Genomic DNA, 12,811 nt, shown 5'->3' with positions numbered 1-12,811 from the left:
ATGCGGAACATGATGGCCCTCGATAACGGGTGGGAATGCTGAAGCTTTGGTTGACTCTGGGACTGCTTTGATTTGAAGGATCGGGGCGGGAAGGATGAAGTCATGCCGGTGAAGTTTTCGGAGGAGTTCAAGCGCGACGCGGTCGCTCTGGTGCTCACGCAGGGAATGTCGCAGAAGCAGGTCTGCGCGGATATGGGGATCTCGAAGTCGGCGTTGCAGGCGTGGGTGCGTAACGTCGAGCTGGCCGGCCGCGGGATCGCGCCGGCGGCGTCGAGCGATCGGGACGGGCAGCGTGAGCAGGCGAAGATGCTCAAGCGGATCCGCGAGTTGGAGATGGAGAACGAGATCCTCCGGAAGGCCGCGGCGTATCTTTCGCAAGCGAACCTTCGGATCGGTGCTGCGTCCCCAAAATAGTGTTCCCGCTCGTCCGTGAACTGGCTGCGGCCGGCGCCCCCGTGAGGGTGTCGGTCGCGGTGGCGTGCAGGGTCCTCGGCTTCTCCAAGCAGGCGTACTACCAGTGGCTGGCCAATCCGGTCAGCGATCGCGACTGGGACGAGGCGCATCTGATCAACGCTGCCCGGGACGTGTGGGATGAGGACCGTTGTCAGGGGTACCGGCTCATCTCCGACGAACTCGTCGACGACGGCTGGCAGGTGTCTGAGCGTCGCGTGTGGCGGGTGTGCTCGCAGGAGGGCATGTTCTCGGCCGCGCACCGCCGCAAGGGCTCTCGGAAGCATCGCCGGCCGGGTCCTGCCGTGCACGACGACCATGTCAGACGTGACTTCACCGCCGACCGGCCCAACGAGTTGTGGCTCACCGACATCACCGAACACCGAACCGGTGAGGGCAAGGTGTACTTGTGCGCGGTCAAGGACGTGTTCAGCAACCGGATCGTGGGCTACTCGATCAGCGACCGGATGAAGGCCCGACTGGCCGTTGACGCGCTCACCGACGCATTCCACCGGCGCGGTAAGCCAGCCGGGGTGACGGTGCATTCCGATAGAGGCAGTCAATTTCGAAGCCGTAGATTCCGGCGTGCCCTTCGACACTTCGGGCTGCGCGGATCGATGGGCAGAGTCGGCGCGTGCGCGGACAACGCGGCCATGGAGAACTGGTTCAGTCTGCTGCAGAAGAACGTCCTCAACCAGCAGCAGTGGACCACCCGTGACGAGCTTCGCCTCGCGATCGTGTACTGGATCGAGGCACGCTACCACCGATGCCGCCGTCAACGAAGACTCGGGAAGTTGACGCCCATCGAGTTCGAGACCATCATGAAACACCCCGCCTGCCTGGCGGGATAAGGAAACGAGTCAACCAAAGGCTCAGCATTCCCGCGCGTGCTACCGGTCACACGCGTTCGCGGACGCGCTCGGCGACGGTGTGAAGCACAAGTGGACAAAGCCGTATCGGCCGCAGACCAACGGGAAGGTCGAACGCTTCAACCGCACCCTCGCCGCCGAATGGGCCTACGCCAAGCCCTACGCCAGCGAAGCAGAGCGAGCCGCGGCATACGAGACCTGGCTGCATCACTACAATCACCACAGACCCCACACCGGGATCGGCGGCCAGACCCCCTCAGCCCGCGTTCACAACCTCACGGGGAAGTACACCTAGCGCTGTCGCAGATCACGGCCGGGATGATCGATCGCACCATCGACCAGTGGGAAACACAGCACTCCGCGTCGACCATCAAGAACACCATCGCGCCCCTCGTCCGCGTCCTCGACGAAGCCGTCCGCGATGACCTCCTGCCCAGCAACCCCGCCCGCAACCGGTCCCGACGCTCCCTCGGGAAATCAGCCCTCAACCTGAAAGAAAACGACCAGTCACCGCGCGTCCACGCGCTCAAAGACCTCGCGACCCTCACGGCGCTGGCGGATCGGTGTGGGGAGGTGCATCAGAGCTACTCCGACTTCGTGATGCTCTGCGCGCTCCTCGCCGCCCGCGGCTCCGAAATCTCAGGGCTTCAAGTCGGCGACATCGACTGGGACCAACGGATCGTCACGATCCGCCGCCAAACCTACCCAGGCGCAGGCGGCCTCGTCACCAAACAAACCAAGGGACGAGACATCCGGCGCGTTCCGATCCTGCAAGCGCTCACCCCCGTGCTCGAGCGCCTCACCGCCGACCGCGAGCCCGAGGACCGGCTGCTGACCGGACCCCGCGGCGGCGTGCTCACTACCGCCTCCGTCAGGGACGCGACGAAATGGGATCAGCTCGTCACCGATCTTGAACTGGCGAGCCTCACTCGGCACGGGCTTCGTCATACCGGAGCCACCTGGCTCGCCGACGCCGGCATCCCCCTCCATGTCCTCCAAGGCATCCTCGGACACAAGTCCATCGAGACGAGCCGCGGCTACCTGCACCCCGACACCCGACACCTCACCGACGCCGCGGCCCGCGCGAACGCGTTCCTCGACGGACAGGAAAACCCCACCCGCGAGCCTCCTGCCAAGACGCGTCGGACAGCGGCTCCCGGGCGATGAAAACGGTCGCGGATCGAGGCAAAATCGGGCTCCAGGTCCCGGCCAGGTCCCGGCTCGTCACAACGGCCTCAGTTGGAGCACCTCGACAGGCACCAACAACGCCCGGCGGACGCTTTCATAAACCCCTCCGAAGAGGACCACTGAAACGACGAAGCCCAGGCGAGAAACATGCTCTCACCTGGGCTTTCCTGTCGGGATGACAGGATTTGAACCTGCGACCCCCTGACCCCCAGTCAGGTGCGCTACCAAGCTGCGCCACATCCCGTTGTTCACTTTTTAGGCTGAACCAGCCGCCACCGCACTTGACCCCCAGTCAAGTGCGCTACCAAGCTGCGCCACATCCCGGTCCGTCGTCCGCACGCGGACAACTCCCCTATCGTAGCCTGTCCCGATGCCCCTCGCGAACCGACGCGTGGTGCGTGTGGGTGGCGGCCGGTAGGGTCGGCGCTTGACTGAGATCCGCATTGCCGCGGCATCTGCCGATCGCTTCGATGACGTCGAGCACGCGCTCACCGGCGCGGGCGACGGCGCCTCGTGCTGGTGCCAGTGGTGGATGCTGCGAGCCAAAGACTTCAGCGCCGCCACCCGCGACGAGCGGCGCGAGCTCCTGCGCGGCGATCTCGCCGCGCCCGTCGCCTCCGCGCTCCTCGCCTACGTCGACGACGAGGCCGCGGGCTGGGTGAAGGTCTCACCGCGCCCCGACCAGCCGCGCCTGGCGCGCACGCGCAACTTCCAGCAGTCCCCCGAACCCTTCGACGACCCCTCGGTCTGGGCGATCACGTGCTTCGTGGTGCGCCGCGAGCACCGCGGCAACGGCATCGCGGCCCGCCTCCTCGACGCCGCCGTCGACCATGCCCGCGCCCACGACGCCCGCGTCGTCGAGGGCTACCCGGTCGACACCGCTGTGGCCAAGGCATCCGCGAACGACCTCTACCACGGCGCCCTGTCGACCTTCGTCGACGCCGGTTTCACCGAAGTCGCCCGCCCGACCCGCAGCCGCCCGATCGTCTCGCTCTCCCTCGCCTGACCCCGGAGGCTGTCCATGCCGAAGACTCTCGTCGAAGTCCGCCGCAGCTACGCCGCTGACAGTGCGCGCCAGATCCTCGACGCCGTGCACGAAGCGCTCGTCGCCGCCTTCCGCATCCCCCGCGAAGATCGCGGCGTACGCCTGATCGCGCACGCTCCCGAGCGCTTCGACCCGCCCGATGGGCTCGCGCCCCCCGAGAGCTACACGCTCGTCACGATCGACTGCTTCGCCGGTCGTTCGCTCGACGCCAAGCGTCGCCTCTACGCCGAGATCGCCGTCCGGCTCGCCGTCGCGGGCATCCCGCGCGGCCACGTGAGTGTGATCCTGCGCGAGATCCCGCTCGAGAACTGGGGCACGACCGCCGGCGTCCCCGCCGCCGACGCCGACCTCGGGTTCGCCGTCGAGGTGTGACCCGCCCGGCGATGCGAGAATCGACAGCGTGAGCGACGGATCGGTGCGGGTGGATGCCTGGTTGTGGGCCGTGCGCGTCTACAAGACTCGCTCCGCCGCCACGACCGCCTGCCGAGCCGGCCACGTTCGCGTCGGCGGCGACAAGGCGAAAGCCTCCCAACCCGTGCGCATCGGCGACGAGCTGCGCGTGCGCATCTCCGGATTCGACCGCATCCTGGTCGTCCGCCAGCTGCTGACCAAACGCGTCGGCGCACCCCTCGCCGTCCTCGCCGCCGAAGACCGCACGCCCGCGCGCGAACCCGTCGCCCTCACCGCCGTTCGCGATCGCGGCGCCGGCCGACCCACCAAGCGCGAGCGCCGCGAGATCGACCACCTGCGCGGGCGCGACTGACCCACCGGCATCCCCACCCGCACCCGCCTTCCGAGCCTGAGCACCACCCGCTGTCCCCGCGCAAAGGAGCGCCCGTGTCCTCACCCTCTGCCCCATCCGAGCCTCGCCGCGCACGCGCGCACTGGTGGGGATTCGGCCTCTATCTCGTCGTCCTCGCCGCGCATCTCGTGACGCTGATGGTCGGCCCCGCATCGCTCGTCTCCCCCACCAAGCTCGCGATCATGCCCGCGCTCGCGCTCGCGGTCGTTCCCGCACTCGCCCCCACCTCGGATGCGCGGACCGCCCCGACCATCCGGAGAGCCCGGCGCGCGGCCGCCCTCCTGCTGCTCGCGCTCGCGTTCTCGTGGCTCGGCGACGGCGCGGGCCTGTTCTTCCCGTTCTTCGGGGCAGAACTCCCGCCCATGCTGATCTGCTTCGGCGTCGCCCACCTGCTCTACATCGCCCTCTTCACCCGCGGACTCCGCGACACGCGCCCGCGCCGCGCCGGCGACACCGGCGCCGGGGATGCCGCGCCGGCCAGGCGGCGTCTCCCGCGATGGACCCTCGTCTACGCGGTCTGGTGGATCGTGATGATCGTCCTCCTCTGGCCCCACCTCGGCGCCCTCGCAGTCGGTGTCGCCGCATACGGGCTCGTCCTCGCTGGCACCGCCGCCGCGGCAGCACTCGGCTCGCGCGCGACCGCGCTCGGGGGCCTTCTCTTCCTCGCCTCCGATACCCTGCTCGCACTGCGGCTGTTCCTCCCCGGGGCCGACGCCGTCATCGGAGATGTCGCGGTGATGTCGACCTACGGCCTCGGCCAGGGGCTGCTCGCCGCGGGCACGGTGGCCCTGCTCCGCGCCCGACGCCCCCACGCCCTCGCTGACAGCAACGCGATCACCGACGCGCCGCGGGAGACCTCCGGCGCCGCGTGAGCGCGGATGCCACCGACGCCCCCGCGGCGTCCGCTCCGGCCACAAGCGCGGCCGTCGCCACGTAGACGACGAGGTCGCGCGCGTCGAACGCCGAGCCGAACACGAGCGCGGCAGGCGACCAGGCTTCTCCCCACCGCGCCGGCAGCCCCGTCAGCTGGAACAGCTCGACGGCGACGCACCAGCCCGCCGCCACCGCACCGGCGACCGCAGGTGACCAGCGTGGCCACACCGCGACCACGCCGAGGTAGACCAGAGCCGTGTACAGCGCGTCGCCCGCGATATCGGAGAGGGCCGACGCGCCCGGCAGTCCGTGCACGACGAGCCCGGCAACGACGATCACGCACGCTCCGAGCACCGCGACGACACGGCGCCGGGTCGCGGCGCGACGCGTCAGAGCTGACCGCGCAGCCACGAGACGGGCCGAACGGATGCCTCGCTGCGCTCGAGCCGCTCGGAGAGCTCGCGGTCGCTCGTCACGGCGATGACCGAGCGGCCCTCCGCTCGCAGGTCCTGCGCCGCCGCGACGATCGCGTCATCTCCGGCGGCGTCCGCGCGCACCACGCGCACGGCGCCGGCGGGATCGTCGGCGAGCGCGCGCGCCTTCCCCTCGACGACGAGCACGAGCTCGGGAAACCAGGTGCTCTCGGGCAGATCGAGCGCCGAGGCATCCACCCCGCGCTCGGCGAGGGCGGCGAGCGCGTCGCGCAGCTTCGCAGTGGCGCCGGCCCGGTCGCGCCACCAGCCGTCGGGCACCGAGCCGACGACGTTCGCGGCGTCGACGACGAGCGCGGGCCGCACCGGCAGCAGACCGCGCAGCCGCGGCCACGAGGCGGCGAACCCCGGATGCAGCAGGTACGACTCCACCTCGTCGACCGGAACCCAGGCCAGCTCGCGACTCTCGGGGTCGCTGATCACCGGCTCGAAGGGCGTCGTGACGTCGGCGACGAGGGTCGAGTACGACCACCCCCCGATGTCGTACACGCTGATCAGTCGTGGGCGCACCGCGTCACCGGGCACGCCGGCCTCCTCGGCCGACTCCCGCAGCGCCCCATCGCAGGCCGATTCCCCCTCGTGACGCGCGCCGCCGGGAAGGCCCCACGTGTCGCCGTGATGACTCCAGGCGACGCGATGCTGCAGCAGCACCCCGCGTCGCGGGTCGACCGCGAGCAGCCCCGCTGCGCCGAACCGCCCCCAGTACCGGGCCCCGTCGTCGGTCACGACCCATGCGTCGCCGGGATCGCGCGGCCCCTCGGGGCGGCGCGGCTCCCCCGGGGCGGGCGGCACGATCGTCACCGTATCAGCCTGTCACACTCGTGCGCCGGCGGCGCGCAGATGACCGAGATGTACGCGACACACCACATCTGCTCCGAATTCGGTGTCAGACCACAAGATATGGTGTGGTCATACCAAAGAGCGTGTTACCACCCGACTCACCCGACCACCCGCACGACACAGAGAGCAGCACACCATGGCATCCCCCCGCACCGTCTCGGTCGCCGAGACGATCGACGAATACCTCGCCCGCGCCGACTGGCGCGTCAACGCCAATGCGAACCAGGGCTACTCCCTCGGCGGGATGATCCTCAACGCCGCGGGCAAGCTCATCGCCAACTACTGGCTCGACGAGGTCTACGCCCCCGAAGCCGGCACCGCGCACCGCGAAGGCGACCTGCACATCCACGACCTCGACGTGTTCGCGGGCTACTGCGCCGGCTGGTCGCTGCGCATGGTGCTCGAGCAGGGGTTCAACGGCGTGCCCGGCAAGATCGCCTCCGCACCGCCGAAGCACTTCTCGAGCGCCCTCGGCCAGCTCGTGAACTTCCTCGGCACGCTGCAGAACGAGTGGGCGGGCGCGCAGGCGTTCTCCTCGTTCGACACCTACCTCGCGCCGTTCGTGCGGCTCGACGCCCTCACCTACCCCCAGGTGCGGCAGGCGATGCAGGAGTTCGTCTTCAATCTCAACGTGCCCTCCCGCTGGGGCACGCAGACCCCCTTCACGAACCTCACCTTCGACTGGGTGTGCCCCGACGACCTCGCCGACCAGCGTCCCCTCATTGGCGGCGAGGTGCAGCCGTTCACCTACGGCGACCTCGCCGACGAGATGGCGCTCATCAACCGCGCGTTCATCGACGTGCTCACCGAGGGCGACCAGGACGGGCGCGCGTTCACCTTCCCGATCCCCACCTACAACATCACCAAGGACTTCGACTGGCACGGTCCGCACACCGACGCCCTGTTCGCCATGACGGCGAAGTACGGCCTCCCGTACTTCCAGAACTTCGTCAACTCCGACCTCGACCCGCACATGATCCGCTCGATGTGCTGCCGCCTGCAGCTCGATCTCACCGAGCTGCTGAAGCGCGGCAACGGCCTCTTCGGTTCGGCGGAGCAAACCGGCTCGATCGGCGTCGTGACGATCAACTGCGCGCGCATCGGCTTCGTGCACTCCGCCGATGAGGATGCCGCGCTCGCGCGCCTCGACGAACTGCTCGAGATCGCCCGCGACAGCCTCGTCGCCAAGCGCGCCACGATCGCCCGCCACCTCGACGGCGGTCTGTTCCCCTACACGCAGCGCTACCTCGGCACGATCGACAACCACTTCTCCACGATCGGCGTCAACGGCATCAACGAGTATGTGCGGAACCTCACCCGCGGCGCCGACGACATCACGACCGAAGCGGGCATGGCCCTCGCCGCGCGGCTGCTCGACCACGTGCGGGCGCGCATGGTGGAGTTCCAGGAGGAGACCGGCCACCTGTTCAACCTCGAGGCGACCCCCGCCGAGGGGACGACCTACCGGTTCGCGAAGGAGGACATCGCACGCCTCCCCGGCATCCGTCACGCGGGCACCGACGACAACCCCTACTACACGAACTCGTCGCAGCTGCCGGTCGGGTACACCGCCGACCCGTTCCTCGCGATGGCGCTGCAGGAGCCGCTGCAGCAGAAGTACACCGGCGGCACCGTGCTGCACCTCTACATGGGCGAGGCGATGCCGAGCGCGGAGGCGTGCCGCGAACTCGTGCGCCGTTCGCTGTCGCGCTTCCGGCTGCCCTACATCACTGTCACGCCGACGTTCTCGATCTGCCCGGCCCACGGTTACCGCTCGGGCCACCACGAGCAGTGCCCCGACTGCGGTGCCGCCTGCGAAGTGTGGACGCGCGTGATGGGTTACTTCCGGCCCATCGAGAGCTTCAACATCGGCAAGAAGGGGGAAGCTCAGGAGCGGACCTACTTCTCCACCGCGACACCCGGCGATCCGGGTGACTCGTCGGTCTCGGGAGACTCGACAGATTCGGGTGATTCGGTCCGCGAGGAGGCACCATGGCACGGGTCACCGCAGCCAGTGAGCTGAACATCGCCGGCGTGACGCCGTTCTCAACGGTCGACTGGCCCGACATGCTGACCGCGACGGTGTTCCTGCAGGGATGCCCGTGGAACTGCTTCTACTGCCACAACCCGGCGCTCATCGACCCGCGAGCCGAGGGCGCGTACTCATGGAGCGACGTGCTCGACCTGCTCTGCGACCGGATCGGGCTGCTCGACGGGGTCGTGTTCTCCGGCGGAGAGCCGACGCTGCAGCGCGCCCTGCTGCCCGCGATGGACATCGTGCGCTCGCTCGGCTTCCGCGTCGGGCTGCACACCGGGGGCGCCTATCCGGGTCTTCTCGCGCAGGCGCTCCCGCACGTCGACTGGGTCGGGCTCGACATCAAGGCGCTCCCGGGCGGGTACGACGCCGTCACGGGCCGCCCGCACAGCGCCGAGAACGCGTGGCGGTCGCTCGAGCTCGTGCTCGGCAACCGGCTGCTGCGGGCCGGATCCGACCGCCCGCTCGACCTCGAGGTGCGCACGACCGTGCACCCCGCCGCGATCGACGACAGCGGGCTGCGCGAGCTCGGCTGTCGCCTGGCGGACGCGGGCGTCGACTGCTGGGCGGTGCAGCGGTTCCGCGAGACGGGAGCGCGCAGCCCGCTCCCCCGGATCGAGCCGATGGATGCCGAGGCATCCGCGCTCACTCTCGCGGACCTGCCGACCGACCGCTTCGCGAGCCTCGTCGTGCGCTGAGCGGGGCCGCCGGGCCGCCTCGCGGGCCGGGGTGCCCGGGGGCGCCCGTTCACAACGTCGGAGATTTCGCGTCCGAGCGGCGTTCTGGCTCGTCAGGAGCCTGTCACGCGCCGAATCTCCGACGTTATGAACCGCGAGCGCGGGGTACGGACGCGCCCGCGGCACCGCACCGCACCGCCCGCCGGGCGGGTCAGCGCTGGCGGCGCTCGCGCACGCGCATGTTCGTGACGATGGGCGTGCCCTCGAAGCCGAAGACCTCGCGCAGGCGCCGCTGGATGAACCGGCGGTAGCCGGGGTCGAGGAACCCGGTGGTGAACAGCACGAATGTCGGCGGGCGGGTCGAGGCCTGCGTGCCGAACAGGATGCGGGGCTGCTTGCCGCCCCGCAGCGGGTGCGGGTGCTCGGCGACGAGCTCGGAGAGGAACGCGTTGAACTTGCCCGTCGGGATCCGCTGATCCCATGAGGCGAGCGCCGTCTCGAGCGCGGGCACGAGCTTGTCAAGGTGCCGGCCCGTGCGCGCCGAGATGTTGACGCGCGGCGCCCACTGCACGTGCGCGAGATCCTGCTCGATCTCACGCTCGAGGTAGCGGCGGCGGTCGGCGTTCTCCATGTCGTCGTCGTTCAGGCGGTCCCACTTGTTGAACGCCAGCACGAGCGCACGCCCCGACTCGAGCACGAGGTCGATGATGTTGAGATCCTGCACGCTGATCGACTGCGAGACATCCAGCACGACGACGGCGACTTCGGCCTTCTCGAGCGCCGCCGAGGTGCGCAGCGACGCGTAGAAGTCGGCGCCCTGCTGCAGATGCACACGGCGACGGATGCCGGCAGTGTCGACGAAGCGCCACAGCTTGCCGCCGAGCTCCACGATCTCGTCGACCGGGTCGCGGGTGGTGCCGGCGAGCTCGTTGACGACGACGCGCTCCTCGCCGGCCGCCTTGTTCAGCAGCGACGACTTGCCGACGTTCGGGCGCCCGAGGATCGCGACCCGGCGCGGGCCGCCGAGCTCCGCCTTCGCGACGGCGGAGACGTCGGGCAGCACCTTCATGACCTCGTCGAGGAGGTCGGCGACGCCGCGCCCGTGGATCGCCGAGACGGGGTGGGGCTCACCGAGACCGAGGTTCCACAGGGCCGCGGCCTCCGGCTCCTGCCGAGCGTCGTCGATCTTGTTCGCGACGAGGAAGACGGGCTTCTTCGTGGTGCGCAGCAGCCGCACGACGGCCTCGTCGGTCGCCGTCGCGCCGACCATCGCGTCGACGACGAACAGCACCACGTCGGAGAGGTCGATCGCGACCTCGGCCTGCGCGGCGACGGAGCGGTCGATGCCCTTGGCATCCGGCTCCCACCCGCCCGTGTCGACGAGGGTGAAGCGGCGGTCCATCCACTCGGCCTTGTACGTCACGCGGTCACGCGTGACACCCGGGGTGTCCTCGACGACGGCCTCGCGGCGGCCGAGGATGCGGTTCACGAGCGCCGACTTGCCGACGTTCGGCCGCCCGACGATCGCGACCACCGGCAGCGCCGGCAGCAGCTCGACGACCTCGCCGCCGGCGGTGAGCCCGGCGAGCAGGTCGGCGTCTTCGTCGTCGAGGTCGTAGTCGGCCAGCGACGCGCGCAGCGCCTCGGCGCGCGATTCGGCGAGCTCCTCGTCGAGGTCCGCCATCTTCTCTTCGAGGCGGTCGGGGCCGCCTTCGTACTCGTCGTCAGCGGCCATCGTGGTTCTCCTGGGTGGGTGCGGCACCGCCCGCGGCGGCGACCCGCAGGACGGCCTCCACGGTCTGTGCGAAATCGAGGTCGGTCGAGTCGATGACGCTCACGCCATCGGCGGCGGTGAGAAAGTCGACGACCTGGCTGTCGGCGGCGTCTCGGCGGTGGAGGGCCGTGGCGACGGCCGCGGCATCCTCGTCGGTGAGTTCGGCGCTGCGCCGGGCGGCGCGCACCTCCGGCGCGGCGGTGAGGAGGATCCGCACCGGCGCGTCGGGCGCGACGACGGTCGTGATGTCGCGCCCCTCGACGATGACGCCGGGAAGGGCGGATGCCGCGACGAGCGTGCGGAACAGGTCGTTGACCCGCTCCCGCACGGCGGCGACCCGGGCGACGCCGCTGACGGCGGCGGAGACGCGCAGCTCGCGGATCGCGGAGGTCACGTCGGTGTCGCCCACCCGCACCCAGTAATCGTCGGCGTCGAGCGAGATGGCGTAGGGGAAGTCGGATGCCGCGTCGATGACGGCGGCCTCGTCCGCGGTGTCCGCCCCGCGCGCGAGCGTGTGCCAGGCGAGGGCCCGATAGGCGGCGCCGGTGTCGAGGTAGCCGTAGCTCAGGCGCCGCGCGGCCTCTTTCGAGACGCTGGACTTGCCCGAGCCGGCGGGCCCGTCGATGGCGATGGTGAGGGTCATGAGGGGAGGCTCGCGATCTTCCAGCCGCGGGCGGCGAGGCCCTCTTCGGCGTGACGGACGGCGCCCGGGACGACGCTGATCTCCGCGAGGCCGAACTGCGCGCCGGGCGAGTGCTCGAGGCGCAGGTCCTCGACGTTGACGCCGAGCTCGCCGAGCTCGCCGAAGAGGCGCCCGAGCTGGCCGGGGGTGTCGTCGACCATGACGACGAGCGACTCGAAGCGGCGGTTCTGGCCGTGCTTGCCGGGCAGTCGCTCGACGCCGTCGTTGCCGCGGCGGATCGTGTCGGCGACCGCGCGGCGGGCGCCGGGGGCTTCGGGGTGGCGCAGGGCCTCGGCGACGCCCCGGAGGTCGTCGGCGAGGGCGTCGAGCACGTCCACGACCGGCTCGGCGTTGGCGCCGAGGATCTGGACCCAGAGCTCGGGCGCCGAGGCGGCGATCCGGGTCGTGTCGCGCACGCCCTGGCCGGCGAGGCGCAGCGAGCCGTCGGCGGCGTCGACGAAGCGGCCGGCGAGCAGGGATGCCACCAGCTGCGGCACGTGCGAGACGAGCGCGACGGCGCGGTCGTGCTCCTCCGGCGTCATCTCGAGGGGCGTCGCGCCGAGGTCGAGGGCGAGCCCCTCGACGACGGCGAGGTCGGCGGCCGGCGTCTCGCCGTCGCGGCAGACGACCCACGGGCGGCCGACGAAGATGTCGGCGCGCGCCGAGATCGCGCCGCCCCGCTCGCGCCCGGCGAGCGGGTGGGAGCCGATGTAGTGGGTGAGGTCGACGCCGCGCTCGCGCAGCGCGTGCAGCGGCTCGAGCTTGACGCTCGCGACGTCGGTGACGACGGCCCGCGGGTGGGCGCGCAGCTCGCGCTCGACCACGTCGGCGACGACGTCGGGCGGCACCGCCACGACGATGAGCGCGGGGTCGTCGCCGTCGTCGGCCGGGCGGCCGGCGCCGTAGTCGACGGCGAGGCGCAGCTGCGCGGGAGACGCGTCGGCGAGCGCGACGTCGACATCGAGCCCGCGCAGGGCGTGGCCGATGCTCGCGCCGAGCAGGCCCGCCCCGACGACGCGCACGGTCCCCGAAGTGCGCGCGGCGCGCACGCCGGCACCCGTCGTGATCGAGTCGGTCACAGTCTC

Annotated in this window: 13 protein-coding genes, 1 tRNA gene and 1 pseudogene; 9 read left to right on the top strand and 6 right to left on the bottom strand. The window is 70.6% G+C overall.

Annotated features, from left to right (window positions below; translation table 11 throughout):
- Positions 1 to 102: 102 nt before the first annotated feature.
- From FHX68_RS00555 to FHX68_RS00545, 3 genes and pseudogenes are all read left to right on the top strand, one after another.
- Positions 103 to 1,301, top strand: a protein-coding gene (locus FHX68_RS00555; RefSeq protein WP_425325853.1) for an IS3 family transposase whose coding sequence is annotated in 2 segments (ribosomal slippage) — positions 103 to 372 and positions 375 to 1,301 — 1,197 coding nt in all. Because the reading frame shifts where the segments join, the coding sequence is not laid out codon by codon here.
- Between the two features lie 34 nt (positions 1,302 to 1,335).
- Positions 1,336 to 1,614: pseudogene (locus FHX68_RS00550) on the top strand (integrase core domain-containing protein); the annotation flags it as partial.
- Between the two features lie 23 nt (positions 1,615 to 1,637).
- Positions 1,638 to 2,486 (top strand): tyrosine-type recombinase/integrase, encoded by an 849-nt coding sequence (locus FHX68_RS00545; protein WP_229661572.1) that lies wholly within the window; start codon positions 1,638 to 1,640, stop codon positions 2,484 to 2,486.
- 191 nt (positions 2,487 to 2,677) lie between these two features.
- On the opposite strand, the gene FHX68_RS00540 is transcribed toward FHX68_RS00545, so the two are convergent.
- Positions 2,678 to 2,751, bottom strand: a tRNA-Pro gene (locus FHX68_RS00540).
- A 183-nt stretch (positions 2,752 to 2,934) separates the two neighbouring features.
- On the opposite strand from FHX68_RS00540, the gene FHX68_RS00535 reads away from it, so the two are divergent.
- From FHX68_RS00535 to FHX68_RS00520, 4 genes are all read left to right on the top strand, one after another.
- Entirely contained in the window at positions 2,935 to 3,513 is a 579-nt protein-coding gene (locus tag FHX68_RS00535) for a GNAT family N-acetyltransferase (protein WP_141380926.1), read from the top strand.
- Between the two features lie 15 nt (positions 3,514 to 3,528).
- A complete protein-coding gene (locus FHX68_RS00530) occupies positions 3,529 to 3,924 on the top strand; it encodes a tautomerase family protein (protein ID WP_141380925.1) in 396 nt (131 codons plus the stop codon).
- 28 nt (positions 3,925 to 3,952) lie between these two features.
- On the top strand, positions 3,953 to 4,315 hold the full coding sequence (locus FHX68_RS00525) for an RNA-binding S4 domain-containing protein (RefSeq protein WP_141380924.1): 363 nt from the start codon (positions 3,953 to 3,955) through the stop codon (positions 4,313 to 4,315).
- A gap of 74 nt (positions 4,316 to 4,389) precedes the next feature.
- The gene (locus FHX68_RS00520; protein ID WP_229661573.1) at positions 4,390 to 5,226 is read left to right on the top strand and encodes a lysoplasmalogenase family protein; all 837 of its coding nucleotides are present in this window, start codon (positions 4,390 to 4,392) and stop codon (positions 5,224 to 5,226) included.
- Here FHX68_RS00520 and FHX68_RS00515 read toward each other — a convergent pair.
- Together FHX68_RS00515 and FHX68_RS00510 are read right to left on the bottom strand one after the other, a co-directional pair.
- On the bottom strand, positions 5,189 to 5,566 hold the full coding sequence (locus FHX68_RS00515; RefSeq protein WP_244926821.1) for a ribosomal maturation YjgA family protein: 378 nt from the start codon (positions 5,564 to 5,566) through the stop codon (positions 5,189 to 5,191). The genes FHX68_RS00520 and FHX68_RS00515 overlap by 38 nt on opposite strands.
- 50 nt (positions 5,567 to 5,616) lie before the next feature.
- Positions 5,617 to 6,519 carry an NUDIX hydrolase gene (locus FHX68_RS00510; protein ID WP_141380923.1) on the bottom strand — a complete coding sequence of 301 codons (903 nt, stop codon included), beginning with the start codon at positions 6,517 to 6,519 and terminating at the stop codon, positions 5,617 to 5,619.
- Positions 6,520 to 6,616: 97 nt separating this feature from the next.
- Between FHX68_RS00510 and FHX68_RS00505 the strand changes: the two genes are divergently transcribed.
- Positions 6,617 to 8,581, top strand: coding sequence for a ribonucleoside triphosphate reductase (locus FHX68_RS00505; RefSeq protein ID WP_373288714.1), 1,965 nt, complete (start codon positions 6,617 to 6,619; stop codon positions 8,579 to 8,581).
- Positions 8,551 to 9,291: an anaerobic ribonucleoside-triphosphate reductase activating protein gene (locus FHX68_RS00500; RefSeq protein WP_141380922.1), complete on the top strand. Its 741-nt coding sequence runs from the start codon at positions 8,551 to 8,553 to the stop codon at positions 9,289 to 9,291. The genes FHX68_RS00505 and FHX68_RS00500 overlap by 31 nt, the downstream gene beginning before the upstream one ends.
- A gap of 190 nt (positions 9,292 to 9,481) precedes the next feature.
- Here the strand turns inward: FHX68_RS00500 and der are convergent, their stop codons facing one another.
- From der to FHX68_RS00485, 3 genes are read right to left on the bottom strand one after another with little or no spacing between them, the layout of a single operon-like run.
- Positions 9,482 to 11,005 (bottom strand): ribosome biogenesis GTPase Der, encoded by a 1,524-nt coding sequence (der, locus tag FHX68_RS00495; RefSeq protein ID WP_141380921.1) that lies wholly within the window; start codon positions 11,003 to 11,005, stop codon positions 9,482 to 9,484.
- Positions 10,995 to 11,687, bottom strand: coding sequence for a (d)CMP kinase (gene cmk / locus FHX68_RS00490; RefSeq protein ID WP_141380920.1), 693 nt, complete (start codon positions 11,685 to 11,687; stop codon positions 10,995 to 10,997). The genes der and cmk overlap by 11 nt, the downstream gene beginning before the upstream one ends.
- A complete protein-coding gene (locus FHX68_RS00485; RefSeq protein WP_141380919.1) occupies positions 11,684 to 12,805 on the bottom strand; it encodes a prephenate dehydrogenase in 1,122 nt (373 codons plus the stop codon). Before FHX68_RS00485 ends, cmk begins: the two co-directional genes overlap by 4 nt.
- Positions 12,806 to 12,811: the final 6 nt, after the last annotated feature.

This window comes from Microbacterium lacticum (genome assembly GCF_006716815.1).
GTDB lineage: Bacteria > Actinomycetota > Actinomycetes > Actinomycetales > Microbacteriaceae > Microbacterium > Microbacterium lacticum.
This window is presented reverse-complemented; position numbering and strand designations above follow the sequence as displayed.